Source organism: Streptomyces himastatinicus ATCC 53653 (assembly GCF_000158915.1).
Classification (GTDB): domain Bacteria; phylum Actinomycetota; class Actinomycetes; order Streptomycetales; family Streptomycetaceae; genus Streptomyces; species Streptomyces himastatinicus.
In genome coordinates, this window is record NZ_GG657754.1 from 8,855,285 (window position 1) to 8,881,061 (window position 25,777).

23 protein-coding genes and 1 pseudogene are annotated in these 25,777 nt (G+C 69.8%); 11 read left to right on the forward strand and 13 right to left on the reverse strand.

Annotated elements, in window-relative coordinates; genetic code table 11:
• Positions 1–599 precede the first annotated feature (599 nt).
• The 3 genes from SSOG_RS37825 to SSOG_RS37835 all read right to left on the reverse strand — a co-directional run bounded on the left by SSOG_RS37825 (position 600) and on the right by SSOG_RS37835 (position 2,383).
• Positions 600–797, reverse strand: a complete 198-nt coding sequence (locus SSOG_RS37825) for a hypothetical protein (protein ID WP_009719582.1) — start codon at positions 795–797, stop codon at positions 600–602.
• Positions 794–1,270, reverse strand: coding sequence for a hypothetical protein (locus tag SSOG_RS37830; RefSeq protein ID WP_154686025.1), 477 nt, complete (start codon positions 1,268–1,270; stop codon positions 794–796). The genes SSOG_RS37825 and SSOG_RS37830 overlap by 4 nt, the downstream gene beginning before the upstream one ends.
• A gap of 219 nt (positions 1,271–1,489) precedes the next feature.
• Positions 1,490–2,383 (reverse strand): LysR family transcriptional regulator, encoded by an 894-nt coding sequence (locus SSOG_RS37835; RefSeq protein WP_009719584.1) that lies wholly within the window; start codon positions 2,381–2,383, stop codon positions 1,490–1,492.
• Between the two features lie 101 nt (positions 2,384–2,484).
• On the opposite strand from SSOG_RS37835, the gene SSOG_RS55095 reads away from it, so the two are divergent.
• From SSOG_RS55095 to SSOG_RS56775, 3 genes and pseudogenes are all read left to right on the forward strand, one after another.
• Complete coding sequence (locus SSOG_RS55095) at positions 2,485–3,651, forward strand: alcohol dehydrogenase catalytic domain-containing protein (protein ID WP_009719585.1); 1,167 nt, start codon at positions 2,485–2,487, stop codon at positions 3,649–3,651.
• 251 nt (positions 3,652–3,902) lie between these two features.
• A pseudogene (locus tag SSOG_RS56770) lies at positions 3,903–4,064 on the forward strand (cupin domain-containing protein); the annotation flags it as partial.
• A gap of 59 nt (positions 4,065–4,123) precedes the next feature.
• A complete protein-coding gene (locus tag SSOG_RS56775; protein WP_050800082.1) occupies positions 4,124–4,507 on the forward strand; it encodes a helix-turn-helix transcriptional regulator in 384 nt (127 codons plus the stop codon).
• A gap of 70 nt (positions 4,508–4,577) precedes the next feature.
• On the opposite strand, the gene SSOG_RS37850 is transcribed toward SSOG_RS56775, so the two are convergent.
• The gene (locus SSOG_RS37850) at positions 4,578–5,132 is read right to left on the reverse strand and encodes a hypothetical protein (protein WP_009719588.1); all 555 of its coding nucleotides are present in this window, start codon (positions 5,130–5,132) and stop codon (positions 4,578–4,580) included.
• Positions 5,133–5,410: 278 nt separating this feature from the next.
• Here SSOG_RS37850 and SSOG_RS37855 point away from each other — a divergent pair, with 278 nt between their 5' ends.
• Together SSOG_RS37855 and SSOG_RS37860 are read left to right on the forward strand one after the other, a co-directional pair.
• Entirely contained in the window at positions 5,411–6,439 is a 1,029-nt protein-coding gene (locus SSOG_RS37855) for an SDR family oxidoreductase (RefSeq protein WP_009719589.1), read from the forward strand.
• A gap of 10 nt (positions 6,440–6,449) precedes the next feature.
• The gene (locus SSOG_RS37860) at positions 6,450–7,265 is read left to right on the forward strand and encodes a helix-turn-helix transcriptional regulator (RefSeq protein WP_009719590.1); all 816 of its coding nucleotides are present in this window, start codon (positions 6,450–6,452) and stop codon (positions 7,263–7,265) included.
• A gap of 30 nt (positions 7,266–7,295) precedes the next feature.
• Here the strand turns inward: SSOG_RS37860 and SSOG_RS37865 are convergent, their stop codons facing one another.
• The 3 genes from SSOG_RS37865 to SSOG_RS37875 form a co-directional block, all read right to left on the reverse strand.
• Positions 7,296–8,555 carry a Bcr/CflA family efflux MFS transporter gene (locus tag SSOG_RS37865; RefSeq protein ID WP_009719591.1) on the reverse strand — a complete coding sequence of 420 codons (1,260 nt, stop codon included), beginning with the start codon at positions 8,553–8,555 and terminating at the stop codon, positions 7,296–7,298.
• The gene (locus SSOG_RS37870; protein ID WP_009719592.1) at positions 8,552–9,088 is read right to left on the reverse strand and encodes a MarR family winged helix-turn-helix transcriptional regulator; all 537 of its coding nucleotides are present in this window, start codon (positions 9,086–9,088) and stop codon (positions 8,552–8,554) included. Before SSOG_RS37870 ends, SSOG_RS37865 begins: the two co-directional genes overlap by 4 nt.
• Before the next feature lie 142 nt (positions 9,089–9,230).
• The gene (locus SSOG_RS37875) at positions 9,231–9,623 is read right to left on the reverse strand and encodes a MerR family transcriptional regulator (protein ID WP_039942368.1); all 393 of its coding nucleotides are present in this window, start codon (positions 9,621–9,623) and stop codon (positions 9,231–9,233) included.
• Positions 9,624–9,984: 361 nt separating this feature from the next.
• On the opposite strand from SSOG_RS37875, the gene SSOG_RS37880 reads away from it, so the two are divergent.
• The 3 genes from SSOG_RS37880 (at position 9,985) to SSOG_RS49635 (ending at position 12,294) form a co-directional block, all read left to right on the forward strand.
• Positions 9,985–11,490 (forward strand): SulP family inorganic anion transporter, encoded by a 1,506-nt coding sequence (locus SSOG_RS37880; protein WP_039939658.1) that lies wholly within the window; start codon positions 9,985–9,987, stop codon positions 11,488–11,490.
• Between the two features lie 56 nt (positions 11,491–11,546).
• Positions 11,547–11,711 (forward strand): hypothetical protein, encoded by a 165-nt coding sequence (locus SSOG_RS52750; protein ID WP_154686026.1) that lies wholly within the window; start codon positions 11,547–11,549, stop codon positions 11,709–11,711.
• A gap of 478 nt (positions 11,712–12,189) precedes the next feature.
• Positions 12,190–12,294, forward strand: a complete 105-nt coding sequence (locus tag SSOG_RS49635) for a hypothetical protein (protein WP_078510662.1) — start codon at positions 12,190–12,192, stop codon at positions 12,292–12,294.
• Positions 12,295–12,309: 15 nt separating this feature from the next.
• On the opposite strand, the gene SSOG_RS37885 is transcribed toward SSOG_RS49635, so the two are convergent.
• A complete protein-coding gene (locus SSOG_RS37885; RefSeq protein ID WP_050800083.1) occupies positions 12,310–13,791 on the reverse strand; it encodes a short-chain fatty acid transporter in 1,482 nt (493 codons plus the stop codon).
• A 274-nt stretch (positions 13,792–14,065) separates the two neighbouring features.
• On the opposite strand from SSOG_RS37885, the gene SSOG_RS55105 reads away from it, so the two are divergent.
• Entirely contained in the window at positions 14,066–14,266 is a 201-nt protein-coding gene (locus tag SSOG_RS55105) for a hypothetical protein (protein WP_039939660.1), read from the forward strand.
• 132 nt (positions 14,267–14,398) lie between these two features.
• Here the strand turns inward: SSOG_RS55105 and SSOG_RS37895 are convergent, their stop codons facing one another.
• From SSOG_RS37895 to SSOG_RS37905, 3 genes are read right to left on the reverse strand one after another with little or no spacing between them, the layout of a single operon-like run.
• Positions 14,399–15,409, reverse strand: coding sequence for a 1-aminocyclopropane-1-carboxylate deaminase (locus SSOG_RS37895; RefSeq protein WP_009719598.1), 1,011 nt, complete (start codon positions 15,407–15,409; stop codon positions 14,399–14,401).
• A 13-nt stretch (positions 15,410–15,422) separates the two neighbouring features.
• A complete protein-coding gene (locus SSOG_RS37900) occupies positions 15,423–16,703 on the reverse strand; it encodes an MFS transporter (RefSeq protein WP_009719599.1) in 1,281 nt (426 codons plus the stop codon).
• Entirely contained in the window at positions 16,700–18,106 is a 1,407-nt protein-coding gene (locus SSOG_RS37905) for a M20 family metallopeptidase (protein WP_425385443.1), read from the reverse strand. The genes SSOG_RS37900 and SSOG_RS37905 overlap by 4 nt, the downstream gene beginning before the upstream one ends.
• Before the next feature lie 186 nt (positions 18,107–18,292).
• On the opposite strand from SSOG_RS37905, the gene SSOG_RS37910 reads away from it, so the two are divergent.
• Positions 18,293–19,201 carry a LysR family transcriptional regulator gene (locus SSOG_RS37910; protein ID WP_009719601.1) on the forward strand — a complete coding sequence of 303 codons (909 nt, stop codon included), beginning with the start codon at positions 18,293–18,295 and terminating at the stop codon, positions 19,199–19,201.
• 14 nt (positions 19,202–19,215) lie between these two features.
• Here SSOG_RS37910 and SSOG_RS37915 read toward each other — a convergent pair whose 3' ends face one another.
• Together SSOG_RS37915 and SSOG_RS37920 are read right to left on the reverse strand one after the other, a co-directional pair.
• Positions 19,216–20,724 carry an esterase/lipase family protein gene (locus tag SSOG_RS37915; protein WP_009719602.1) on the reverse strand — a complete coding sequence of 503 codons (1,509 nt, stop codon included), beginning with the start codon at positions 20,722–20,724 and terminating at the stop codon, positions 19,216–19,218.
• A gap of 11 nt (positions 20,725–20,735) precedes the next feature.
• Positions 20,736–22,937 carry an endonuclease gene (locus SSOG_RS37920; RefSeq protein WP_039939661.1) on the reverse strand — a complete coding sequence of 734 codons (2,202 nt, stop codon included), beginning with the start codon at positions 22,935–22,937 and terminating at the stop codon, positions 20,736–20,738.
• 368 nt (positions 22,938–23,305) lie between these two features.
• On the opposite strand from SSOG_RS37920, the gene SSOG_RS37925 reads away from it, so the two are divergent.
• Entirely contained in the window at positions 23,306–25,765 is a 2,460-nt protein-coding gene (locus SSOG_RS37925) for a SpoIIE family protein phosphatase (protein ID WP_009719605.1), read from the forward strand.
• Positions 25,766–25,777 lie beyond the last annotated feature (12 nt).

Consider the following 25,777-nt stretch of genomic DNA (forward strand, 5'->3'; position numbering starts at 1 on the left):
AGGTCGGAGGCCGTTTCCGCGGGTGGCGGAGGCGGCCAGCGTATTCATAACCTGTGGGCTATCAATCGGCCCTGAAAACGCATCAGGTACCCCCTTTCCCGGGGCAAGACGGCCACGTAAGACTTCTCTGGTCACATCGGCAATACGAACGGGGGGAATGCATGCGTGCATCGCCTTATCGACGGATTTCCATAGTCGTGGTGGCCGCTGCCGCGATAGCGACGCTGGGGGCGTCTTCGTCGGCCATGGCGGCGCCGTCGCACACGGCGGGCGCGCCGGAGTGCGAGCAGGTCGTCGCTTCCTACGGTTACGTCGTGGGTCCGGGAGTCCAGGGCGCCTGTGGGGTCCTTGAGCCGCCTCCGCCGACGTACGGCGAGCGCCTGGATTGCCAGGGTCGCCTGGAGGGCCTGGGGGTGGCCAACAACATCGCCATCGAGGCGTGCTGGAAGTAGGCCATACCCCGAAACGCCATGGGGCCGGTCCGGGAGCGATTCGCACCCGGACCGGCCGCGTCACCACCACCGGCTGGCCCGATCAGCCTGGACGGCTTCCGCGCCGCCCCCGTTCCCTCGATCCCGACGGGGCGAGGATGCCGCTTCTCAGCGCCGCCGGTTGGGCACGAGGTCAGGCGGTGTCAGTTGCCGTTCCGGGGTCCCGAAGTAGTCGGTGGGGCGGTAGGCGCGCTCTTGCGATCGGTCGGGGAAGCGGGCGCAGGGGCTGGTGCCAAGGCCGGTGATCTCCTTCACATCTGCCTCCCAGCGGATCGACAGCCGGTAGCCGTCCTTGTCGGCTATCACGTCGAATCCTGCTTGTCGATTGATTCGCCCCAGTCGACTTCCCAGCCATCTGCCGCGAGATGGCGCTTCAGGCGGCCGAAGGCGGCCCGCACGCCGGAGCCGTCTTTCCTGACGATGGTCCAGCCGTGCAGGATGTCGTAGACACCGTCAAGCGGCTTGTCCTCCATCGCTTCCAGGCCGTCGGGGTAACACTCGCCCGTCGACGCGGAGTTGCTCGATCGGTGTTCGGTGGGGTGCCCGGGCCCGGACCGCGGCTTCAGGACGGGCCCGAGATCCAGCACGCGGTAGGCCTCCTGGTTGTGGGCCGCCATGCGCCGCAACATTTCCGGCGGCGGCACTTCGTCGTACCACTCGGGCAAGCCGTACATCACGTACCAGGCGCCGCCGAACAGTGCCACCACTGGTGCGACCAAAAGTACGGTGATCCGGCGCCCTCTTCGGCTGGGCGCGGAGGCGGACTCGGGTGCAGTCATGAACGTCACCGTAGGCAGGCCCCTCGACGGTACGAATCCGTGCGGATACTCAGCTCGGGCCCCTGCGTCCCTGGGTATCCGTACTTGGCAGGTCAGGGCGAGGCCGTCGACGCACGCCGCGCGGCTCGGCGTCGGGGCGTCCCGCAGTACCGCAGCGGGATCAGTTGAGGCCGAATGAGTTCAAGGGGAGGGGTCTGCCGACCGCCCCGGCGGCACGTGTCAGACGGTCGAGGTGATCGCTCGGGTGACGGCCGTGATCGCAGGGGTGGGGCGGCCGGGGAGGCGTGCCACGAGGACACGGCGGACCTCAGGAGGCGCGCCTTCGACGTGTACCAGGCTCACCCCGGGCGGTAGCACAGGCGAGAGCCCGGACGGCACCGTCGTCACCCCGAAGCCGCTGGCGACCAGCTGGAGTTTCGTCAGCCAGTCGCGTGCGCGGTGGACGATGTGCGGCCGTCCGGGCAGGCCGGGCCAGACGCCGAGGAGTGGCTCGGAGTTCGACGACGGGGTGGCGATCCACGCGGCGTCGACCAGTTCGTCGACATGCACCGTGGTGCGGCCGGCGAACTTCCCGGTCGAAGGCGTCGCCAGGACCAGTTCGGTGTCCACGGCGGTCTCGACGTGCAGGCGCGGCGACTCGCTGTCCAAGGGCCGGTGGGGCGGGCGGGACGTCAGCACGGCGAGGTCGATCGAGCCCGCCCGCAGCGCCCGGATCAGGGTGGGCGTGGTGCCCTCGGTCGTCGTGACCGTGATCTGCGGGTCGGTTGCCGTGAGGCGGGTGAGCGCGGCGGGCAGGATGATGGCGCCCGCGCTCAGGAACAGTCCGAGCCGCACCACTTCGGTCCGTGGGACGGTGCCGGTGAGGTCGGACTCGGCCGCCGCGAGGCAGTCCAGGATGGTACGGGCGTGGCGCAGCAGGGTCAGACCCGCGGGGGTGAGCCGCACCCCGTCGGGGCGGCGGTCGAACAGGGTGGTGCCCGCGCTCCGTTCGAGGGAGACGGCCTGTCGTGAGACCGCCGACTGCGTGTAGCCGAGCCTGGCGGCTGCCGCGGTGAAGCTGCCGGATTCCGCGATCTGCTGCAGGACCCGCAGGCCCGTACTGGAGATGTCCATGCGGCATACGCATACCACAGATGCTTGATCGTCGCTTCCCGCATGGCCACCGGACTCCTAGTGTCGATGCCGAAGGACCCGGACGAACATGGAGTCATCGCATGCGAGCAGCAGTACTGACGCGGTTCGGCGCCCCGCTCACGGTGCGGGAGATACCCGACCCCGAGGCCGGCGGCGGCGAGGTGGTGGTCGAGGTACTGGCCGCCTGCGTCCCTCCGTACGCCGTCGAGGTCTTCAGCGGCGAACGGAACTACCCCCTGGTCCCTCCCGTCGTGCCCGGGGTCGGCGGCGTGGGACGGATCGTCCACGTCGGTCCGGACGCCACCCGGCTGAGCGCCGGGGACCTGGTGTGGTGCGACTCCACGGTGCGCTCGCGGGACGACGCCCTGACGCCCGACATCACGCTTCAGGGCTGGAGCTCCCGCGGCGAGGGCGGCGCGCGGCTGGCCCGGCACCTGCACGACGGCTCGTTCGCCGAACTCATGCGGGTCCCGACGGAGAACGTCTTCCCGCTGCCGGCCGCCGCGGGGGACGACCCGGCCCGCTGGGCCGCACTCACTGTGCACACCATCGCTTACGGCGGGCTGCTGGCAGGCGGGCTCGCGGCTGGTGAGACGCTGCTCGTCAGCGGGGCCACCGGCAACCTCGGCAGCAGCGCGGTCGCGGTCGCGCTCGCGATGGGGGCGGGCCGCGTGGTCGCGCCGGGCCGCAACCGGGCAGCGCTCGACCTTCTCGCCGACCGGTTCGGTCCGCGTGTGCGCCCGGTGCCGCTGACCGGGGACGAGGCCGTCGACCGAGCGGCGATGTCCGCGGCGGGCGACGGCCCGATCGACATGGTGATCGATCTGCTCCCGCCGAGCGCACCCAGCTCCGCGGCGCGTGTGGCGGCCATGGCCGTGCGCGAGTACGGACGTGTCGTCCTCATGGGCGGCGTCGCCATGCTCGGTGGCGATGACCTCGCGCTCCCGTACCCATGGATCATGCGCAACTCGGTCACGGTGCGCGGCCAGTGGATGTACCCGCGTACGGCGAACGTCGGCATCATCCGGCTCATCGCCTCGGGCGCGCTGGACCTCGCCCCCGAACACGTCCGGTCGTTCGGCCTCGATGCCGTCAACGACGCCGTCGCGTACGCCGCCTCACACGGCGGCCCGTTCGACCGCACCGCCCTCGTCCCAGTGGCCGAACTCGAACCGCCATCCCTCCGCGAGGGGCCCGGCGTCGACGACGCCGTAGCCGATGCTGCGCCGTCCCGTTCGGGGAAGTAGTTGCTCGTGTCGATGACCACCTTGCCCGCCAGTTCGGCGATCAGATCGGCCAGGGCTTCCGGACTCCGGGAGTTGCTCAGAACCACGCGGTGTCCCGCGGCGGTCGCCATCCTCGCAAGGTTGGTACCGATCTTGCCTGTGCCGTTCTCCTCAGTGGTGTGTTGCGGTTGTCCGCTGCGGGAAAGAGGGGTTCGGGGCTCGGCTCCAGCGATCCGATCGCTGATGCCGTCGGCCTCCTGCGGCCCCGCACTGTGGTCGAACCCCGTCTCCACGCTGCGGGACGGTGGGCGGTGCGTTTCGAGCCGTTCCCGCACGTGAAACTCGGCGTCGTCGTGCGTGGCGAATGCTGGCTGGCCCTCGAGGGGTACCAACCCGTGCTCCTCAGCGAGGGCGACTTCTACTTGCTGGGCAACCCTCCGCCCTACGTGCTGGCCAGCGAACTCGCCGCGACACCGCGCGCCGCGAAGTCATTGTGGGACAGCGCTGCGAACGGTGCTGTGCGCATCGGGCCCGAGGCCGAAAAATCGAGAGCGTCGCCGCCGGCAGTTCCCTGGTCCTGGACCACCTCGCACAGATCCTGTTCGTCCACATGCCGCGCGCCCACGCCGACCAGGCCGCCCGGCCCGCCGGCTGGCTCGCAGCGCTCAACGACGACGGCATCGGTGCCGCACCGCTGGAGTACTTGATCGAGTGTCGAATGAGCCTGGCCCGTGATGCCCTGCGCCGCAGCACTCGATCGATCTCCGAGCTCGCATTCGCGACCGGCTATGAATCCGAGAGCGCCTTCAGCACCGCGTTCCGTCGCGTGGTCGGCTCCTCACCCAAGCAATTCCGCGATGCGGCACATAGCGGTTGACCGGGCTATGACCGATGTCAGAACCTGGTCCGGCTGGGCCTCGCTGCGCCTGCCCATTGCCACTACCGACTCATTTCGTTCTCAGGCTGCGGTTTCCGGCTCGGTTCTTCGCGATGTTTCGTGTCTTCTTCCTGCTGCCTGACTCGGCGAGCACGGTGAGTACCGCCGGTGACGTCGACTCCTCGGCGAGTATGCGCTGCATCCAGTCCGTGATTTTCGCCAACTCGGCCGGTGTCGGCACGTGGCCGTCCTCGATGGACAGGTAGAACAGCCAGTCGTGGATGCGGCGGCGAATGAACTCGCGGTTCCCTTCCGCCTTGAGCTGGTCGATCTCTGGCAGTAGTTCGGCCGACCACTGCCGGAACTCAGCGGGACCGGTCACCTTCATCGCGATCCTGTCCACGAGGGCGACCACCGCCGTCTTGGACACGATCTCGATGGGGTCCCGCAGGATCGTGGCCACCATCGCGCGGTCTCGGTCGCGGCTCCGCGAGGAAGCGGTCGCCGAGACGACGCGTTGGTACGCGGACGATCGGACGTGCTCGTCCGCGACGGCATCGTCGACGTCCACGTCGAGGATGCCGGCCCCCGCCAGCAACTCGGCCAGATCGGAATGCAATGTCATCGCTTCATTCCTTGTCGCAGGGTTGGTTCCTGGCGGTCTCGCGATCTGAGGTGAGGTAGCGGGCGATTCGGTGGGAACGCAGGGCCCACATCCACGGAGCGTTCCTCAAACTCGCCTGCTGCCTGATCACCCACCGACAGCTCGGCTCATTGTCCGATGCGACCGAACCTCGAGGGAGGGGACAGGCGTCGGGCTGGGGGCTGCGCTGAGCCTGTCCCTCGGAGTACTGGTATCGGCGAGATCTGGAACGCGACGATCCAGCTGCCGACTATGAAGGCATGGCACATGTACTCGTCACGGGCGGAACCGGGTTTCTGGGTTCCCACACGATCGCGCAGCTCCTGACCGCCGGGCATACCGTCACCACCACCGTGCGCTCCCTGACCCGGCGGACCGACGTCGAGCGGATGCTCATCGCGGCCGGATCTCCGCACGCGGACGCCGTCTCCTATGTGGAGGCGGATCTGACCTCTGACCGCGGCTGGGACCGGGCCGTGGCGGGAGCCGACTACGTCCTGCACGTGGCCTCGCCGTTTCCCGGAGCGCGGCCGAAGAACGAGGACGAGGTGATCGTCCCGGCCCGTGACGGGGCCCTGCGGGTCCTGCGCGCCGCCCGGGGCGCGGGCGTCCGTCGCACCGTGCTGACCTCCTCCTTCGCCGCGGTGGGTTACGGTCACGGGCGGACCGGACGGACGTTCAGCGAGGACGACTGGACGCAGACCGACGGGCCGGGGGTGTCCGCGTACGTCAAGTCCAAGGCGGTGGCCGAACGGGCCGCCTGGGCCTTCGTCGAGAGCGAGGGCGGCGGGCTGGAGCTGACGGTCGTCAACCCCGTGGGAATCTTCGGGCCGGTCCTCGGACCGGACTACTCCGCGTCGATCCGTATCATCCACGCGATGCTGACCGGCGGGATGCGGGCCGCGCCGCCGATCTGGACCAACACGGTAGACGTCCGGGACGCGGCCGACCTTCATCTACGTGCCATGACGGCGCCTCAGGCGGCCGGACAGCGGTACCTGGCGCTCGCGGGCGAGCCGATCTCCTTCCACCACATCGCCCTGGCGTTGCGCACACGGCTGGGCGAGGCCGCCGCCAAGGCCCCCACCGGTTCGGCCCCCGCCTGGCTGCTGCGCCTGCTGGCCACGGTCAACCCGGCGCTGCGTGAGACGGTGCCGCAGCTGGGCGTGGTGCGCCGCGCCTCCAACGCGAAGGCCCGCAAGGAGCTGGACTGGGCTCCGCGTTCCAACGAGGACGCCGTCGTGGCCACCGCGGAGAGCCTGGTCCGCCTCGGGCTGCTGAGCGGTTAGCGTCAAGAGCATGGCGCATGAGACGGCCGACACCCTGGGCGAGTTCCTGCGGGCCCGGCGCGGGCAGATCAGCCCCCAACAGGTCGGGCTGCCCGCCGGTGAGCGGCGCCGCGTCCCCGGACTGCGGCGCGAGGAGGTCGCCCAGCTCGCCAGCATCAGCCCCGAGTACTACCTGCGCCTGGAACAGGGCCGCAACCTCAACCCCTCCGACCAGATCCTCGCCGCCCTGGCCGGTGCCCTCCAGCTCGACGAGGACGCCGTCGCCTACCTGCACCGCCTCGCCCACCCCGCCCCGCCCGCCCGCAGGCCGCGCAGCCGCGCCCGTACGAACCAGGGCGACCTCCAACCACTGCTGGACAGCTGGCCGCAGACCCCCGCCTACGCCCAGGGGCCCAGCGGACGCGTCGTCGCCGCGAACCGGCTGGCCGTGCTCCTGTGCCCGTTCTTCGCCGTGGGCCACAACCCGCTACGGGCTGCCTTCCTCGAACCCGAGATGCGCGGCCTCTACCCGCAGTGGGACGACATGACCGCCAAGGCCGTCTCCGGACTGCGCGCCGTGATCGACGTCGACGAGGCCGACTCGGAGCTACTGGAGACCATCGGCGAACTCACCGTCGCCAGCGAGCGGTTCAGCACCCTGTGGACCCGCCGCGAGGTCCGCCGCCGCGACACCGGCCTCACCCGGCTGAACCACCCGCTCGTCGGCGAACTCGACCTGCACTACGAGAAGATGGTGCGCCCGCAGGCCCGCCAGCTGATCGTCTTCTACTACGCCGACCAGGGCTCCACCAGCGCCGAGCGCCTGGCACTCCTCAGCAGCCTCTGACAACGTGCGGAGACGAGGGCGCTCATTGTGTCAGCCATTGTGAGAAGGCGGCCAGGATCGGTGGGTCAGCCGGGTGGCAGTGGCCGCGAGGGTGGCCAGGGCGAGGCAGGCTGCCATGATGGCTGCCATCGGTGCGGGGCTGTGGGTGCCGAACAGCCCGACCAGTGGGGATACGGCCGCGCCGAGGAGGAACTGGCCGCCGCCCAGGAGGGCGGAGGTGGCTCCGGGTGCTGTGCGCCCGCGGCGTTGGGCGATGGTGACCACGGTGGGGAAGAAGACCCCGAACGCGGTGAGGGAGAGCAGGAGACACAGCCACGTCATGGACATGGTGCTGCCGACGGTCACTTGGACGAGCAGCAGGGCCGCTGGGCCTGCCATCGCCAGCACGGCGCTGGCGATGAGGAGGGTTTCGGCGGACCAGCGTGTGGCCAACCGTCCGTAGGCCACGCTGCCCGCCATGTTGCCGATGGCGTTGACACCGTAGACGAGGCTGCCAAGGGCCGGGGCGAGGTGGTAGATGTCCTGGAAGACGAAGGTGGCCCCGGCGATATAGGCGAATACCGCTGCCCCGCCGAAGGCCAGGGTCAGCACCGGGGCGATGACGGCGCGCTGGGCGGCGACCTGTCCGATGGTGCGAAGGCTGGCGGCCAGTCCTCCGGTCAGGCGCGCTTGTGGGGGATGGGATTCCGGGACCCAGCGCAGTACGCCCAGGACGAGGAGCAGGCCGATCAGGGCGAGGGCTGCGAAGACGTAACGCCAGGACACCACCAGCAGCAGGGCCCCGCCCGCCAGCGGGGCCAGGACCGGGGCCGCTGCGCCGATCGCTCCTAACCGGGAGAAGACCGTGGCGAGTTCACCGTCGTCGAACAGATCGGTGACCACCGCACGGGCGATGACGATCCCGGCCGCTCCCGAGAAGCCCTGCCCGACCCGCGCCGCGTTCAGTACGGGCAAGGTCGGGGCCAGTGCACACACGACGGAGAAGAGGACGAACAGCCCAGTCCCCGAAACGAGGACCGGGCGGCGCCCCACCGCGTCACTGAGCGGCCCCAGGACGAGCTGTCCGGCGATGATGCCCGCCAGGAAGCCGGTCAGGGACATTTGCGCGCCCGAGGCGTCGGCCCCCAGTGAACGTGCCAGGTCCGGGAGTCCGGGAACGTACATGTCGGTCGCCAGCGGACTGGCCGCGCTCAGCCCGGCCAATACCAGGAGCAGCCGCGCCCGTTGCCCGGACGCGACAGGAGAGGCGTGACGGGGCCGGTTCGCGTTCTCGGTGCGGTGAACGGTCATAGCGGGGGAGCCGCCCCCTCCGCGTCCGTGGATGCGTGTGCCGGCCTGTTTCGCGGTTCAGTGGCGACTTCGGCCGCGGCCACCTGCTCCAGCAGTCCGGCGGCGATCTGCAACACGCCGCGCTCGGCAGGCGACAGCGTCTGCCCCAGTGCCTCCGCCAGCCATCTATTGCCGTCTCGGACGTGCTCTTTCAGCGCATCCCGCCCCGCGTCCGTGATCGCGATGTTCTGGCGCCGCGCGTCCACCTCGCTGCGCGAGCGGCGGATACGGTCCTGTTCCTCCAGCTCGTTGAGCACCCGGGTCAGGGACTGCACCTGCATGCCTTCGATGGCGGCCAGTTCGGAGGGCGTCAACGCGCCGCTGTGCCGAAGGTTGGCCAGCACCGAAGCAGCCAGTCGCGTCAGCGTCCGGCCACTTCCCGGCTGCTCGGCGCGGAGCCGGGAAGCCAGTCGGGACACACCCCACCGCCAACGCCAGGGCGGCAACGCCGTCAGGAGTGCTGTGGGGCGCGGGGTCGCGGCGGAGGCGGGCATGTCGCTGAACCTCGTGCAGTACTACTTCGACTCCAAGGCGAAGCTGATGCACGCGGCGCTGGAACGGCTGGAGCGGCAGAGCCATGAACGATGGTCGGTCAGGCTGGCCGACCTGCCGCAGCCGCCGACCGCGCACGCCTCGTCACCGGGAATCCTGTGCAGAGGTGAGGCGCTCGCTCAGCGTGGCGGCGAAATCCTCCGCCCGCGCCAGCTGGGTCCGCAGGTCCGCCACTCGTTGCTGTGCGGCCTCGTGGAAACCGTTCACCCGCTCCAGCAGGTCCTCCCGCTCACCGGGCGGCAACTGCGCACCGGAGTCGAGGCGGTCGGTGGCCTCCAGCAGGTCGCGCATCTGATCCAGTGTGAAACCGAGCGGCTTCATGCGCCGGATGACCATCAGGCGGGCGACGTCGGCCTCGGTGTAGAGGCGGAAGCCGCCCTGGGAGCGGGCGGAGGGGACCACGAGACCGGTCTCCTCGTAGTGCCGGATGGTGCGCAGGGACAACTCGGTCCGCGCGGCTACCTCACCGATCTGCATGTGCTTGCCGTCCACGCCCGTGATCCTCTGGCCCTTCTCAACTCCGCGGGCCGCATCCGGTCGCGACCCCTCCCGATCTCTACCCTAACGTTAGGGTAGAGTTGCTGGCGGCGCGGGCGGCCTGCCGCCGCCCCGCCGTTGCCGTGTCGGGGCCGATGGCGCCCCCGGCGAAGATCCGATTCTTGCAGGAGAACCGCGTGCGCGAGCCCATGACGCCCGCCGCAGCGGCCTGCTCACCGTGACGCCTCGTACCCGGATGTGAGTCCCGCCGGACCATCGCGCCACGTTTCCCCCGCACCGTTTCCGCACGCCCCCGGCCTTGCTGAAGAGGGCGCGCCCGAGCTTGAGGTTCCTACTCCCTTTGTCTGGTTCCGCTCTGTCCCCGGCCGCGCGCCTTCGCGGTCTGAAGCCCGATTGGCTGACCGATCCGAAGGTCTGGCGTACCGAGGTCCTGGCCGGCCTGGTGGTCGGGCTCGCGCTGATTCCCGAGGCGATCTCGTTCTCGATCATCGCCGGGGTCGACCCGGCCATCGGCCTGTTCGCCGCCTTCACCATGGCCGTCACCATCTCGCTGGTCGGCGGGCGCCGGGCGATGATCTCCGCCGCGACCGGCGCCGTGGCGCTGGTGATCGCCCCGATGAACCGTGAGCACGGACTGGGTTACCTGATCGCCACGGTGATCCTCGCCGGTGCCGTCCAGATCGCGCTCGGCGCGCTGGGCGTGGCGAAGCTGATGCGGTTCATCCCCCGCTCGGTCATGGTCGGCTTCGTCAACGCCCTCGCCATCCTGGTCTTCATGGCCCAGGTCCCCGAGATGACCGATGTGCCCTGGGCCGTCTACCCGCTGCTCATCGGCGGCCTGGCGCTGATGGTGTTCTTCCCGAAGGTCACCACCGTGATCCCGGCCCCGCTGGTGTCGATCGCGATCCTCAGCGTCATCACGGTCGCGGCCGGGATCGCGGTCCCCACCGTCGGCGACAAGGGCGACCTGCCCTCCTCCCTGCCGGTCCCCGGCCTGCCCGATGTGCCCTTCACCCTGGACACCCTGACTACCATCGCGCCCTACGCCATGGCCATGGCCCTGGTCGGTCTGATGGAGTCGCTGATGACCGCCAAGCTCGTCGATGACATCACCGACACCCACTCCAACAAGACCCGTGAATCCATCGGCCAGGGCATCGCCAACATCGTCACCGGCCTCTTCGGCGGCATGGGCGGCTGCGCCATGATCGGCCAGACGATGATCAACGTGAAGGTCTCCGGCGCCCGCACCCGTCTGTCGACGTTCCTGGCGGGGGCGTTCCTGATGGTGCTGTGCATCGCCTTCGGACCGGTCGTCTCCGACATCCCCATGGCCGCCTTGGTCGCCGTCATGGTCATGGTGTCGTTCACCACCTTCGACTGGCACTCCATCGCCCCCAAGACCCTCAAGCGGATGCCCGCCGGGGAGATCGCCGTCATGGTGATCACCGTCGCGGTCGTCGTGGCTACCCACAACCTCGCCATCGGCGTCGTCGTCGGCTCGATCACCGCCATCGTCGTCTTCGCCAAGCGCGTCGCCCACTTCGCCGAGGTCACCGCCGTCACGGACCCCGACCACACCACCGTCGTCTACCGGGTCACCGGCGAGCTGTTCTTCGCCTCCTCCAACGACCTCGTCGGCCAGTTCAACTACGCCACCGACCCCGACAAGGTCGTCATCGACCTGTCCGCCGCCCACATCTGGGACGCCTCCTCCGTCGCCACCCTCGACGCCATCGAGACCAAGTACGCCCAGCGCGGCAAAACCGTCGAGATCACCGGCCTGAACGACCCCAGTGCCCACCTCCACGGCAAACTCAGCGGCGAGCTCACAGCCAACCACTGACCCCAACCATTCCGCCTGGCCGGAGCAGTCGCCCCCATTGCCGTCGCCGGCGACTCGTGTCCGCCGACCATGCTCCGCTGCGTGACCAGGCCGAGGTGTTCGGCCTGGCCGCGCAGCGGCCGATGAACGCGGGTTCGGCTCTTCATAGCCCCGGCTCGGTGCCGCTGCCGCTGCCCGCCTTCGACGGTGGCGGCCGGTGTCCAGCGGTGGCCGTCCCGTGACAGCTCGACGGTGTACTTCTTGGGACGTTCGTCGCCCCAGTCCGCGGTACGGGGCCCGGATGAAGGGATCGGCGCTCCGCTTGGTGTAGGTCATCGCCGCGCAGCCCGGGTCGCCCAGCTCGCTGGAGATGATCGAATGCACGCTGTCGGTCATGCTGGGACCGTCCGGATCGGTGCGTGGGACGTAGTAAGCCATGTCGGCACGGGTGACGTCCGCCGACTGCGGGTTCTCCCACGGGTAGCGCATCAGCACCACATCTGCCTGCTTGGCCTTCTTGCCCGCGTAGCCGTCGTACTCCGGGTGTGTTCCGGTCTTCTTGTCGAACGGGATCCGAAGGCTGTCCGCCACGCGCGACCATTGGGGGTCCGCGGGCTGGCCGAGGATCTTGGCGGCCCGTACCGCGAAGCGCAGCGCGTCCCGTGACCCGGCTGACCCAGAAGTCGGCCACCCCCCGGAGTATCTCCGCGCCCCTTCTGCCTGAACGATGTCAACACACCCGAGGCCGAACAGGATCGCGTCGCCGCCGAACTCCACACCTTCCTGGAGAACTACTTCCCCTTCCCCAGCCGCTACGAGCGCTGACGACCCTTCGATCCGTCAGGGGAAGGCCAGGGTCTGAGCGAGCAGCGTCACGAGGACGAGCACCGTGGGAAACAACGCGAGGAACATGGCGAAGGTGTATCCCATGATGTCGCGCGCCTTCAGGCCGAGGATCGCGAGGGTGGGGAGCATCCAGAAGGGCTGGAGCAGATTGGCGCTGGCCTCGCCGAGGTCGTACACCACGACCATCCATCCCTGGTTCACGTGGAGTTCGTTGGCCGCCCCGAGGACGTAGGGTGCCTCGATCACCCACTTGCCACCGCCGCTGGGTACGAACACCCCGAGCACACAGCTGTAGATACCGATGAGGGCCGGGTAGAGGTGCTCGTTCGACACCGACACCAGCCAGTCTGCGATGGTCTGGTGCAGTCCGGTGAAAGCGATCATTCCGAAGATGCCGCCGTACAAGGGGAATTGGAGCAACACGCCCGAGGCGGCCGGTGTTCCCTCCCTGAAGGCGCGGGCGAGGTGTACGGGCCGCCAGTGCAGGATGAGGGCCAGCAGGATGAGGATCAGGTTGACGGTGTTCAGATCGAGCGCGTTGAGCGGATTGCCCTCGGCGTGGGCGAAGTGGCGGGCGAGATACCACACGCCCAGAACGAAGAGCGCGATCGTGAGGGTCGGGCTGAACTCGACCCATTCGCCGGGGCGGCTGCGTCGGGAGCTCGGGCTCTTCGTGCGGAGCGGGGGACCGAGATCGATGCCGAGGCGCTCCGCGGTCATCGCACGCTCCGGAGACGGGGCCAGGAACCACGCCATGGTGACCGCCACCGCGAAGACGACCACCGTGGCCACGATGCCCTGCCAGAGGAAGATGGTGTCGGTCAGGGGAATGACCCCGCTGCCCCGCTCCTCGGCGATGATCTTCTGCACGGCGGCGGGGCTGGAGACCGCGCTGGCCACCTGTAGCGCGGCCGATCCCGACAGGCCCTGGGCCCACACGGTGCCGAGCCCGAGGAAGGCCATGGCTCCGATGGCGCGGTAGTCGACTCCGGGCAGTCGGCGGGCGATCTCCTTGGCGAGGATGGCGGTGAAGACGAGGCTGAAGGCCCAGTTCACGTAGGCGGTGGTCATGGCGACGGCGGCGGTGAACGTGATGGCGCCGCGCGGAGTCCGGGGCAGGGCGGCGAGCCAGGCGATGAGGCGGGCGACCGGTGGCGAGACCGCGACCGCGTAGCCGGCGATGACGATGATCGCCATCTGGAGGGTGAACTCTATGAGTGACCAGAATCCTTTGCCCCATGCGTCCACGAGGCCGAAGCCGCTGGTCGCTTCCGGGTCGCTCGGCGTGCCGAGCAGGCTTTCCCCTGAGACGAGTCCCAGGGCGAGGACCACGAAGGTGCCGATCAGGACGAAGCCGAGAGCGTCGGGCAGCCACTTCTCGGAGAAGTGGGTGAATCGCAACGCCAGGCGGGCAAGCCAGGTTTCACCGCCGCCGCTCACCTCCGCTTCCGATGTCTTGGAGGGGTTCGTGGTCATACGGATCTCCTGTTCTTTCGAGTTCGCCCGGCTTCGCGTACCTTCGCCGGTGCCCTTGAGCTGCGTCCGACTTCTTTCTGTTGCGGCCCGGTCGTCGCAGGGCGAGGTGCGCAAGATACTGATGGGGGGCGATCGCAGGAGGCAATGGGGGAGTCGCATACCGGTTGAGGCTGCGCCATGTGGAAGGCCGCCATGGAGGATCACCGGCGCGTGGGTACGGTCGGCGCATGGCCGTGCGGTTCGCATGGCCTGTGGTCAACGTCGGGGCGCGCTGGTGCAGCAGCTGCTCGCCGGGGGCCCCGGGGTGGTCGCCGCGCTGGGCGGCCGCGATCCGCAGGCCGTCACGATCGAGGTCCCGGCCAACGCGCGCGTCGAGAGTTTCGTACCGTTCGACCGCCTGCCGCCGCACGCCGACGTCCTCGTGACCAACGGCGAGCGTCGGCATCGACCTGGCCGACTGCTCGACCAGCCCTGACCGACGGTCCTGACCCGGGTCCGGCTCCGGCTCGGTCGGGTCCGGACCACGGTGTCTCAGCCGGTCGTGTACTTCGTGTACTTCGCGTACTTCGCAGCCGGATGGACCTCACCGGCCGCTTGCCGGTGCCGCCTACCCGAACAGGGCGCTGTAGCCGTTCAGCGCCGGCTGCCCGCCCAGGTGGGCGTAGAGCACCTTGGCGTCCTTGGCGATCTCGCCTCGGGCGATGAGGTCGATGAGGGCCGCCATGGACTTGCCCTCGTACACCGGGTCGGTGACCATGCCTTCGGTCCGTGCGGCCAGCCGCATCGCGTCCATGGTGGACTCGTCCGGGATGCCGTAGGTGCCCGCGTGGTAGCGCTCGTCGAGCAGGATCTCGTCGTGGGTGAGTTCCCGGTCCAGGCCGATGAGCGACGCGGTCCCGCGTGCGATCCGCGCCACCTGGTCCCAGGTCTCCTTCGGCTTGGCCGAGGCGTCGATGCCGAGGATCCGCCGCGGCCGCCCGCCCAGCGTGGCGAATCCGGCGATCATGCCGGCCTGGGTGCTGCCGGTGACCGCGCACACCACGATGGTGTCGAAGAAGACCCCGAGCTGCTTCTCCTGCTCCGCCACCTCGAACGCCCAGTTCGCGAAGCCCAGCCCGCCGAGCCGGTGGTCCGAGGCGCCGGCGGGGATCGCGTAGGGCTTGCCGCCCGCCGCCTCGATCTCCGCGATCGCCTGCTCCCAGCTCTCCTTGAACCCGATGCCGAACCCGGCCTTCACCAGCCGCACGTCCGCTCCGGCGAGCCGGGACAGCAGGATGTTGCCGACCTTGTCGTACACCGCGTCCGGCCAGTCGACCCAGCTTTCCTGGATCAGCACGCACTTGAGCCCCGCCCGGGCCGCGACCGCCGCGACTTGGCGCGTGTGGTTGGACTGCACGCCGCCGATCGATACGAGGGTGTCGCAGCCCTGCGCCAGGGCATCGGCGACGAGGTACTCCAGCTTGCGGGTCTTGTTGCCGCCGTAGGCGATGCCGGAGTTGCAGTCCTCGCGCTTGGCCCAGATCTCCGCGCCGCCCAGGTGCTTGGTCAGGCGCTCCAGGCGGTGCACCGGCGACGGGCCGAACAGCAGCGGGTAGCGGTCGAAGTCGTTGAGGGACAAGGGATTTCTCCGATCAGTGAATGTCGAGCCTGCGCCGCGCGAACGCCACGCAGGACAGGCTGAGCACGGCCAGGAACATCAGGTAGAAGGTCGGCGCGAGCTTGTTGCCGGTCACGTCGACGAGCCAGACGATGATCAGCGGCGTCGTGCCGCCGAACAGCATCACGGCGATGTTGTAGCTCACCGCCAGGCCGGTGGCCCGGTTGGTGACGGGGAACAGCTCCGCCATCATCGCGGGCAGTGGCGCGAAGTAGCCGGCCTTCAACACGCCGACCAGGAACATCACGCCGAGGATCACCCCGAAGCCCGGTGCGGCGACCAGGAACGCGAGGCTCGGGTACACCAGCGCGAGGATCAGCGTCGCGAAGATCAGCATGATCCGGGTGCGGCCGAACCGGTCGGACAGGTGGCCCACCACGGGAGTCAGGCCGGTCAGCACGATCCCGGTGACCAAGGTGGACGCGAATCCGGTCGACGCCGGCAGGTCCAGCTCCTTCACCGCGAACGTGGGCATGTAGGTGATGAAGTAGCTGATCGCGGTGGACACGGCGAGCGCGCCCATGGCCACGAGCATGCGGTCCTTCTGGGTGCGGAACGTCTCCTTCACCGGCGCGCGTTCCTGGTCCGCGGTCTTGACGAATTCACCGGCCTCGCCGACGTAACGCCGGATGTAGTAGCCGACCGGGCCGATCAGCAGACCGAAGAAGAACGGGATGCGCCAACCCCACGACTCCAGCTGCGCGTCGGACAGCGTGGCCGTGAGCACCGTGCCGAAGGCCGACGCGAGCAGGGTCGCGAGCCCCTGGCTCGCGAACTGCCAGCTGGCCATGAAGCCGCGCTTCTCGGGCATGTGCTCGACGAGGAAAGCGGTGGCGCTGCCGAACTCCCCGCCCGCGGAGAAGCCCTGGATGAGCCGGGCGATCAGGATCGCGATCGGCGCGACGAGCCCGATCTTCGCGTACGGCGGCATGACCGCGATGAGCAGCGTCGCGACCATCATGAGCCGGATCGACACCATGAGCGCACGCTTGCGCCCGGCACGGTCGGCATACGCGCCGAGTACGAGTGCCCCCAATGGACGGACCACATAGGCCACGGCGAACGTGCCGAGCGTCAGCAGCAGCGATACGGTCTCGTCGGCGGTGGGGAAGAACTGGTTCGAGATCGTCGCGGCGAAGAAGCCGTAGACGAGGATGTCGAACCATTCCAGTGCGTTCCCGATGGACGCGGCGACGATGACGCGGCGCACCTTCACCGGTGCTTCGGGGGCGGCTGTCTGCGTGGGTGCGGTCATGGGTGGCTCCTCACGGGAGAGTCCTCGCCGAGGTCCCAGAACAGGCCGGCCATGATGCGCAGACCCTCCCGCGCCACGGGGGCCAGCAGATGCTCGTCCGGGGCGTGCTGGGCGCAGGCGGGATAGGAGTGCGGGACCCAGAGCGTGCACAACCCGAGCTCGCCTGCGAAGGCGTCGTTGGGAAGGCTGCCGCCGAGGTTCGGCAGCAGCGCGGGTGCCGTGCCGGTGGTGCGGCTGATCGAGCCGAGCGCCCAGCGCACCCAGGGGTCGTCCGGATCCGTCCGGGTCGGTGGCATGGTCGGGCCGACCTCGACGTCGACCATGGGAAATCCGTGCTCGTCCAGGTGCTTGCGGAGGATGACGCCGAGCTTGTCGACGTCGGTGCCGACCACGGAACGGAGCTGGCAGTGCGCGTGGGCGCTGCCGGGAATGGCGTTGACCGGGTGGTCCGGGTTGCCGGCGGCGAGCGAGAGGACCTCGACGCTGTTCCAGCCGACGAGGCGCTCGGCCGGGGTGAGACCGGGTTCGCCCCAGCCGTCGTCGACGGCCGGATCGTCCGGTCCGCCGCCGACCGCGATGTCGCGCAGGGCTTCCCGGACGTTCTCGGGGATCTCCCGGGGCCGCAGACCGGGGACGAGGATGCGGCCCCGCGCGTCGACGATGGTGGCGAGCGCGCCCGCGAGTACGGTCGCCGGGTTGCGCAGCAGACCGCCCCAGTTGCCGGAGTGGTACGAGCCCTCGCGCAGATCGGCCCGCAGCGTGAACGGGGTGGAGCCGCGTGAACCGAGGAACAGCGTCGGCCGCTCCGCGGCCACGCGCGGCCCGTCGGACGCGATCAGCACGTCGGCGGCGAGCTCGTCCCGCAACTGGGCGCAGACCGTGCGCAGGCCCGGCGAGCCGGACTCCTCCCCGGTCTCGACCAGCACCTTGAGGTTGAAGCCGAGCCGGCCGCGCACGCGGAGCACATGCTCGAGTGCCGCGAAGTTGATGGTGTGCTGGCCCTTGTTGTCGGCGGTGCCGCGGCCGTACCAGCGGTCGCCCTCGACCACGACCTGCCACGGATCGAGGCCGGGCCGCCATCGCTCCGGTTCGCCGAGGACGACGTCGCCGTGGCCGTAGACCAGCACCGTGGGCAGCGCATCGTCCTCGTGCCGGGCCGCCACGAGCAGCGGGTAGTCGCCGGCGGGGTTGTCGACGACGCGCGCCTCGCAGCCCAGTCGGTCGGTGAGCGCCGGGGCCAGCTCGTCGGTGAGGTAGGAACGCAAGTCCCGCGCCCGCGCCTCGTCCTGGCTTTCGGTAGCGAACGCGACCCGGCGGCCGAGGTCGGCGAGGAATTCCCCGGAATCGTAGTATTCGGTGGCGTTATCGATCACGGCAGCACGGGTCATCATTACCCTTAACATGGGAAACGTGCGATTTACAATGCGTCCGGCCGGTGCGCCGAGTTTACGGAGCGGGATAGGGCGGCGACAGAGGAGGCAATTGCGCGTTTTCGAAAGGTGTATTGCCCTGGCGGCAACGGCCACGGTCGGTCGCTTCCCCATCACCGTCCTCAGCGGACGTGCTTCGCGCTGGAGTACATTCTCGGAATGCATCTCCTGCCCACGTCGCTGCGCTACTTCCTCGAGGTCGCGCGTACCGGTTCGATCAGCGAGGCCTCGGAGCGCCTGCACGTGGCCACGTCGGCGATCAGTCGGCAGATCGCGAAGCTGGAGCAGGACGTCGGGGCGCCGCTGTTCGAGCGCCAGCCGCGGGGGATGGTGCTGTCGGAGGCGGGCGAGATTCTCACCGCGTACGCCCGGCGCAGCGCGCTCGAGGCCGAGCAGGTGCTCGCCGACGTGCACGGCGTCGAGGCCCTGCACCGCAGTACCGTCAAACTCGCGAGCTCCGAGGGTTTCGCGCGCGATTTTCTGCCGGCGGCTATCACGGCATTTCGGGAGAAGTATCCGGGGGCGCGGTTCCGGCTGAATGTCACCGGCCCGGCGGCGGCGACGCGGCAGGTGGTGGACGGCACGGTGGACCTGGCCGTCACCTATAGCCTCGGGCCGGAAGGGGGAATCAAGGTCGAGTATTCGCAGCAGCAGCAGATCTACGCGCTGATGCCCGACGATCACCCTCTGGCGTACCGGGAGTACGTCGAGCTCGCGGACCTGCTGGAGTACCCGCTCGCGCTGATGGACGAGGGGACCACGATCCGGCAGCTCTTCGACGTCTGCGTCGCGCTGGAGGGGCTGAACTTCGAGCCCGCGCTCGTCAGCAACTACTCGGGCGCGCTCCAGAGCTTCACGCAGCTACGCGGCGGGGTCACCCTGGTCGGTCCGCTGACGGTGCGGCGGCGGCTCGGCGCCGACCGCCTGGCGATCGTTCCCATCCGCAACCCGGAACTGAGCCGGCGGAGCATGCAGATACAGTCGATGGCGCGGCGCGCGCTGCCCGCGGCGGTGCGGGCCTTCCTCGCGCATCTGATCGAGCAGATCGATGACGACCCTCCCAGGTAGACAGCCGCCACCTCTCACTCCCAGGGGGTCACGGTGAGCCGGATGCGCGCGCCGTCCCCGAGGATCGGGACGGTGGTCGCGGGCAGCTCGATGTGGTGTACCCAGACGCCGTCGGCGGGGTCCTCGTCGCTGAGGCCAGGGGCACCGGAGGGCCGGTAGTCCCTGATCGGTCCGGCGATGTCGGAGTTCCAGGTGGCCGAGAGCGCGGGTACGGCCGCCGTGGTGTCGGCGTCCACGTCCACGACGAGGATGTCGTCGAAGTCGGCCGTCTGCTCCAGGTGATCACGGAAGCTCAGCAGGCCGTCGCGCCGACGCAGCGACAGGATCCGCAGATGCAGGGCGTACCGCAGGGTGGCGGACTCGCCGGGCCGCAGTACGGAGCACAGGAACGTGCTGGCCAACGGCACCGGCCCGGCCCCGTCCGCCGCCCCGGCGGGCAACTGGATCGAGCACCACTGGGCGCTCATCCGCTCGTGGGTGACGATTTGCAGGCCGCGCACCGACAGCCGGACCTCCGCTTGCCAGGCTGTGTCGGACGGCCGCGACAGCCGGTGACCGACCAGCGCGGCCTCCACCCTGCGGTCGCCGAACAGGAAACGCCGCAGGTTCTGGTAGCCCTCCTCGGAGTTGACCAGCCCGTAGCGCCCACTGTGACTGCGGTGCACATACGTCACATGCGCGCCGGGGACGTAGGCGTTGTCGATCTGCACCAGGCCGTCGCTGCGGGGACCGACCGCCGCCGCCGACAGCCCGTGGGCCACGTCGTAGTCGGCCGGATCGGTCCCGACCAGGCAGAACACCCGCTCGCGGGGGAAGGCGAACGGCTGGTCCGGCGCCATGGCCCGGGGGTCCCAGTCGTCCGGCGGGCCGTCCGGGTCGAGCAGTGCGCTCGGCGTCAGGTACGCATACATCCGCTCCGGGCCGAAGATGTCGGCGCCGTTGATGCCGGTCAGATCACGCAGCCGCTCCAGCACGCCGAAACCGGCGTCGAAGGTGATGCCGCCGTGCGGGGTGCCATAGGTGAAGAGCTTGCCCACCCAGTCGGCCGGATCACGTCCGAGGTCCGGGAGGATCTTCTGGATGAGGCAGCGGCACACCAGGCCGCCCATGCTGTGGGCGACCAGATGGACACGCGGCGCCCCGGACTTCTCCCTGATCGTCCCGATCAGCCTCATCAGGTCCTGTGCGGCGGTCTCCAGCCGGAACTCCCTGGGTTTGGTTCCCCAGGTGGTGGCCGATGCGTCGTAGAAGCGGTGAACCCAGATGGTGTCCGGCGGGATCGTGTCGTGGGAGGCCAAGTAGAGTTCCTGGCCGCCGTCGACGAGGATCTGGTAACCCTCGTCCAGGTGCAGGCGCAGCAGCGGGCTCTCGAACTGGTAGAAGCACGGCTCGTCGTCCGGGCCGATACGGATGTGGGTGGAGCCCTCGTTGAACCCGTAGAAGGGGTCCGTCACCACCCTGTCGATGCCGGCGGTGTCGCCGGCGAAGCCCCGGACGTAGACGATCGGCAGCTTCTCGGCCATGGGGGAGTTCCTCACGGCCAGACGCCGGAGAAGTCGATCTCGCGGGCCCACTCGGGATGGTCTATCAGCGGATTCCGGTTGCCCTGGATCTCCGCGATGGCGGCGTTGCGGTGCAGTTCGTACTCGGTGACCGCCTGGTTCTCGTGCCATGCCAGCAGGACGGGCAGCCGCTCCTCGGGGAACTCGCGTGCCACGTCGCCGACCTGTCCCGGATAGCGGAGCAGGAAGTACAGGGTGGCACGGGCCACCGCACCCTTGCCCTCCGCCGGCTCGAACCCCACGCTCTCGCGCATCCCACAGGCGTCCCGGAGCGCTTCGTCGAAGTCGGGGAAGTCGAAGTACGGGAAGTTGCCGCGGAAACTGTTGCAGCCGGCCTCGCACGCGAACAGATGGTGCAGGTCTCCCCGCATCGGCTCCCGTTTGCCGAACCACGACTGCGGCACCACGTGCTCGCAGTTGAACGGCATCGACGCCTCCAGCGCGTCGAACTCCGCCTCGAACTCGGCCGGACCCGCCGTGCTCTCTTGCAGCAGCAGTTCCTCCACGCGGGCCAGCCGCGCCTCGGCCACGGTGGCGTCGGCCCGTACCAGCTCCTCGACGGAGAAGCCCTTGGCAGAGTAAATGCCGTACAGCCGACCGTCCTTGTGAAGGTCCACCCAGGGGTAGACCAGCCGCATCGGCTTGTACCTGGGCTGCGGTGTGTGGGTCTCCTCCAGCAGCGCGGTGAGCGCGCGGCGCAGCGTGTCACCGTCGCCGGTGCGGACGTTCGCGTAGTACGCCTCGCGCGCGGCGATGTCGGCGGTCCGGTCGTAGTAGGAGCGTTCTTGCGCAAGCCGGTGGTTGATCAGGGCCGCGTCGACGTCCTGCTCGACCGCCGACACGACGTCCGTCCGCCCGGCCGGGGGCGGCGGCTGCGACACGGCCTTCGGTGCCGGTTCGAGCGCGGGCAGCGGGGCGAGCGGGGTGGCCTGCGGGGACGACGGTGTGTCGAAACCGACGGTGATCCGCAGCGGGAGGACGAGCTGCGCGGCACCATCGGCCAGGTGCGCCTGGGCCTGGGCCTGTGCCCCATTGGTCGCGGACAGGGCGGACTTCCCGTTCGACGAGGGAGTCGGCGGAGCGCTTTCGACGGGGGAGGGGGCGAGCCCGGCGGTGAACATCTCGTCCCGCAGCTGGGCCGCCGCACCGGTCAGGGTCGCCTCGTGCAGGGCGCGCAGCACCCGGCTGATCCTCACCCCCTCATTGGCCCGCCACGCCAGTTGCTGCTCGCCCATCTCAGGCCGCCACACGGTGCCGTCGACGCTCAGCGGCCGGCCCTCGGCGTCGGTCTTCGGGACGGCCGAGTGGTGCAGTGCGACGACCTCCCACTGGTCGTTGAAGACCGGAGAGCCTGACGAGCCCTCACGGGTGTCGGAGTCGTAGTGCAGGAACCGTTCCAGTATGTCGACGAGCTGGTTGTCGCGCAGCGCGATCTGCTTGGGCTCGCCCCTGGGGTGCTGGATGATGTTGACGAACTCCCCGATGACGACCTTCCCCTGCGTCTCCGTGAGCATCAGCCAGCCGAACGACGACAGCGCCTCGCCCTGCGTGCCCTGCGGGGCCACCGCGACGAGGCTGTAGTCCAGCGCCCGGTCGGTGACGAAGAGGCGGTGCGGCTCCAGTGCGAAGACCGCCGGTGTGAGCGGGCCCCCTTCGACGCCGTCCTGGAACGCGAACGCGACCTTGCTGCGGCCCGCCTCCTCGGCGGAGCGCAGCACGTGGTTGTTGGTGAGCAGCAGGGAGGGGGACACCATGAAGCCCGTGCCGTGTCCGCCACCCGGTCCGCTGATGGTGATCCGGCCGACCGAGCGGGAGACCTGAACGCCTTCCTCCAGGAACGCGACCGGGGTGAGGTTGTTGCGCCCGATGAGGCGCTCCAGCCCCAGCGCGTCTCCGGTGAAGGACTCCGGAGGCAGTTGAAGGGTGCTTCCGCCGCTGCTGGCGGGTTCCGTCGGCGTGTGCTCGATCGCCCGCGCCATGGCCCAGTCGGCACCGAGACGCGCCAGCCGCTTCTCGACCCGCTCGGGAGCGTCGGCGTACAGCACCCCCTGCGTCTGGAGAACGGCTTGGTTTCTCTCACGCTGCGCGGTTCGGCTGGTGTAACGTGCCGCGGCCATCGTCAGCTGCGCCAGATAGTCCGACTTCTGTTCCGAAGTGAGTTCCGCCGTGGCCATGATCCGCCTCCTGGCCTGCTGATTGTGGCGGTGTGTCCGAGACACGGTTCGTGTGGGGACAGGCGGACGGTGTCGGATGAGGCGTCGGCGCTGCCATGCGGACACGCGATGCGCCGCCTGCCGTTTTCCGTACAGGCTCTCTGCCACCAATGCTTCCAGATGGCGCACTTGCGCGCAAAAAGGGCGAAGGGTGTGGTTCGCGCATCGCCGCCGTGATCGTCCTCCCGAAGGCATCGGGGTTCGCGGTGAGTGGCGGTGTGCGGCCGCCTGCGTGGGCGAAAATCCCCTATATAGGCGCAGATGTACTCTGGGTGGAAACCACGTGGAACGGCCCATTCGGCTGATCGCCACGTACGGGACGGATCACGATGGATGACACTCGGGACGCGAGGTCCCATGGGGCGCCGGAGGGGGAGCTTCGCACCGCGCGGTGGGCGACGGGGGTTCTCGACGCGGGGGGAGTCGTCACGCGGTGGAGCGCGGGCGCCGAGTGGCTGCTGGGCTATGCGCCCGCCGACGTGATGGGGCGGGCGGCCGTGGAGCTGCTCTGGGACGGTCAGGGCTCACTGCCGGGCGCCGCCCGGCGGTCGCTGGCGGGTCTGGAGCCGTGGAGCGGCAGGGTGACGGCGCGGCACCGGGACGGCGGACCGTTCGAGGTCGAGCTGCTCGTCTGCCCGCTGCGGGACGGTGACGGCAGCGCCCGGTGGCTGCTGGCGGCCATGGCGGCACCGGAGGGCGCGCACCGGGGCGGCTCGGTGACGGAGCGCTCGTTCACCCAAGGCGCCTGGCCGATGGCGATCCACGACACGGAACTGCGGTTGCTGCGCGCCAACGCGCGGATGTGCCAGGTCGTCGGCCTCTCGGAGGACGCGATGCGCGGGCAGCGGTCCGGCTTCCTGACCGGGAATCCCGCGGACGAGCAGGTCGAGGCGTCCATGCGGAAGGCGATACGTACGGGGGAGGCGGAGCACGCCCAGACCTTCACCCGCGCGGCGGGCGAGAGCCGGGACCAGGCGTGGGCCGTTTCCCTCTCGCCGCTCATGGACGAGACCGGCCGGGTGTGCGCGGTCGCCGCCGCCGGGCTCGAGATCAGCGAGCTGTACCGGACGCGCGAGCGTCTCGCCCTGCTGAACGAGGCCAGCATCCAGATCGGCACCACCCTGGACGTCACCCGCACCGCCCAGGAGCTGGCGAGCATGCCGCTGCCGCGCTTCGCCGACTTCATCAGCGTCGACCTGCTGGACTCCGTGCTGCGCGGCGACGAGCCGACCCCCGGTCCGGTCTCCGGGGATGTCCGGCTGCGCCGCGTGGCGCACGAGTCGGCCCACGCGAAGGACGCGCCCGAGGCCGCCGTGGACATCGGCGAGACGGACACCTATCCGGAATTCTCGCCCCCCGCCCGCTGCCTGGCCACCGGCCGGGCGGTGCTGACCGGGCCCTGGGACACCGACTACTTCCGGTGGATGGACCGGGACCCCAAGCGGAACGCCAAGCGCATCGACTTCGGGGTGCAGTCCCTCGTGGCGGCACCTCTGGTCGCCCGCGGGAACACCCTCGGCGCTGCCCTCTTCTCCCGCCGTCTCCACCCGGACACCTTCACCGAGGACGACCTGATCCTCGCCGAGCAGCTGGCGGCAAGGGCGGCCGTCTGCATCGACAACGCCCGCCGCTTCACACGGGAGCGCGGCACCGCCGTCGCCCTCCAGCGCAGCCTGCTCCCGCAGGGTCTGCCCGCGCAGTCGGCCGTCGAGTTCGCCACCCGCTATCTGCCCGCCGACGCCGACTACGGGGTGGGCGGTGACTGGTTCGACGTCATCCCGCTCTCCGGCGCCCGGGTCGCGCTGGTGGTGGGCGATGTCGTCGGCCACGGCATCCACGCGTCCGCCACCATGGGACGGCTGCGCATCGCCGTCCGTACCCTCGCGGACATCGACCTCCCCCCGGACGAGCTGCTCACCCACCTCGACGATGTGGTGGCGCGCCTCGCCTCCGAGGACACCGAGTCGGGCGACCACGATGTGATCGGCGCCAGCTGCCTGTACGCGGTCTACGACCCGGTCTCCCGGCTGTGCTGCGCGGCCCGAGCCGGCCACCCCCCGCCCGTTCTCGTCGGCCCCGACGGCACGGTGGAATTCTGCGATGTGCCCGCGGGGCCGCCACTGGGCCTGGGGGACCTGCCCTTCGAGTCCGCCGAGGTCGGGATACCCGAGGGCGCCCTGCTCGTCCTCTACACCGACGGTCTGGTCGAATCCGGCGACCACGACATCGGCGCGGGCATGGACGGGCTGCGCGAGGTCCTCAGCGAACCGTCCCCGTCGCTGGAAGCCACCTGCGACACCGTGCTGGGGACCCTGCTCTCCGGCCATCCGGCCGACGATGTCGCCCTGCTCGTCGCCCGGGCCCGCGCCCTGGACGCCGATCAGGTCGTCACCTGGGAGCTGCCGGCGGAGCCCGCCCTGGTCTCCGAGGTCCGCGAGCGGGCGACCGCTCAGCTGGCGGCCTGGGGGCTCGCCGAGCTCACGTTCACGACGGAGCTGGTCGTCAGCGAGCTGTTCACCAACGCCATCCTGCACGGCCAGGGCCCCGTCCAGCTGCGGCTGATCCGCGATCGCACCCTCATCTGCGAGGTCTCCGACACCAGTACCACCGCCCCGCACATGCGCCGGGCCCGGGTGTTCGACGAGGGCGGGCGGGGGCTGCTGCTCGTCGCCCAGCTCAGCCGCCGCTGGGGCACCCGGCAGACGCCCACCGGCAAGATCATCTGGGCGGAGCAGGCCCTCCCGGCCGACCGACCTGCCGACCGACCTGCCGACCGAACGGCCGCCTGATCGACCGCCCGC

Excerpts from the sequence above, each read along its gene's own strand:
- SSOG_RS37885 (WP_050800083.1), bottom strand. The coding sequence starts at position 13,791 with ATGACCACGAACCCCTCCAAGACATCGGAAGCGGAGGTGAGCGGCGGC.
- SSOG_RS37900 (WP_009719599.1), bottom strand. The coding sequence starts at position 16,703 with ATGACCGCACCCACGCAGACAGCCGCCCCCGAAGCACCGGTGAAGGTG.
- SSOG_RS37915 (WP_009719602.1), bottom strand. The coding sequence starts at position 20,724 with ATGGCCGAGAAGCTGCCGATCGTCTACGTCCGGGGCTTCGCCGGCGAC.
- SSOG_RS37910 (WP_009719601.1), top strand. The coding sequence starts at position 18,293 with ATGCATCTCCTGCCCACGTCGCTGCGCTACTTCCTCGAGGTCGCGCGT.
- SSOG_RS37850 (WP_009719588.1), bottom strand. The coding sequence starts at position 5,132 with ATGACATTGCATTCCGATCTGGCCGAGTTGCTGGCGGGGGCCGGCATC.
- SSOG_RS37855 (WP_009719589.1), top strand. The coding sequence starts at position 5,411 with ATGGCACATGTACTCGTCACGGGCGGAACCGGGTTTCTGGGTTCCCAC.
- SSOG_RS37920 (WP_039939661.1), bottom strand. The coding sequence starts at position 22,937 with ATGGCCACGGCGGAACTCACTTCGGAACAGAAGTCGGACTATCTGGCG.
- SSOG_RS37830 (WP_154686025.1), bottom strand. The coding sequence starts at position 1,270 with ATGACTGCACCCGAGTCCGCCTCCGCGCCCAGCCGAAGAGGGCGCCGG.
- SSOG_RS37870 (WP_009719592.1), bottom strand. The coding sequence starts at position 9,088 with ATGCCCGCCTCCGCCGCGACCCCGCGCCCCACAGCACTCCTGACGGCG.
- SSOG_RS55095 (WP_009719585.1), top strand. The coding sequence starts at position 2,485 with ATGCGAGCAGCAGTACTGACGCGGTTCGGCGCCCCGCTCACGGTGCGG.
- SSOG_RS37835 (WP_009719584.1), bottom strand. The coding sequence starts at position 2,383 with ATGGACATCTCCAGTACGGGCCTGCGGGTCCTGCAGCAGATCGCGGAA.
- SSOG_RS37925 (WP_009719605.1), top strand. The coding sequence starts at position 23,306 with ATGGATGACACTCGGGACGCGAGGTCCCATGGGGCGCCGGAGGGGGAG.
- SSOG_RS37865 (WP_009719591.1), bottom strand. The coding sequence starts at position 8,555 with ATGACCGTTCACCGCACCGAGAACGCGAACCGGCCCCGTCACGCCTCT.
- SSOG_RS37860 (WP_009719590.1), top strand. The coding sequence starts at position 6,450 with ATGGCGCATGAGACGGCCGACACCCTGGGCGAGTTCCTGCGGGCCCGG.
- SSOG_RS37905 (WP_425385443.1), bottom strand. The coding sequence starts at position 18,106 with ATGTTAAGGGTAATGATGACCCGTGCTGCCGTGATCGATAACGCCACC.
- SSOG_RS37875 (WP_039942368.1), bottom strand. The coding sequence starts at position 9,623 with ATGCAGATCGGTGAGGTAGCCGCGCGGACCGAGTTGTCCCTGCGCACC.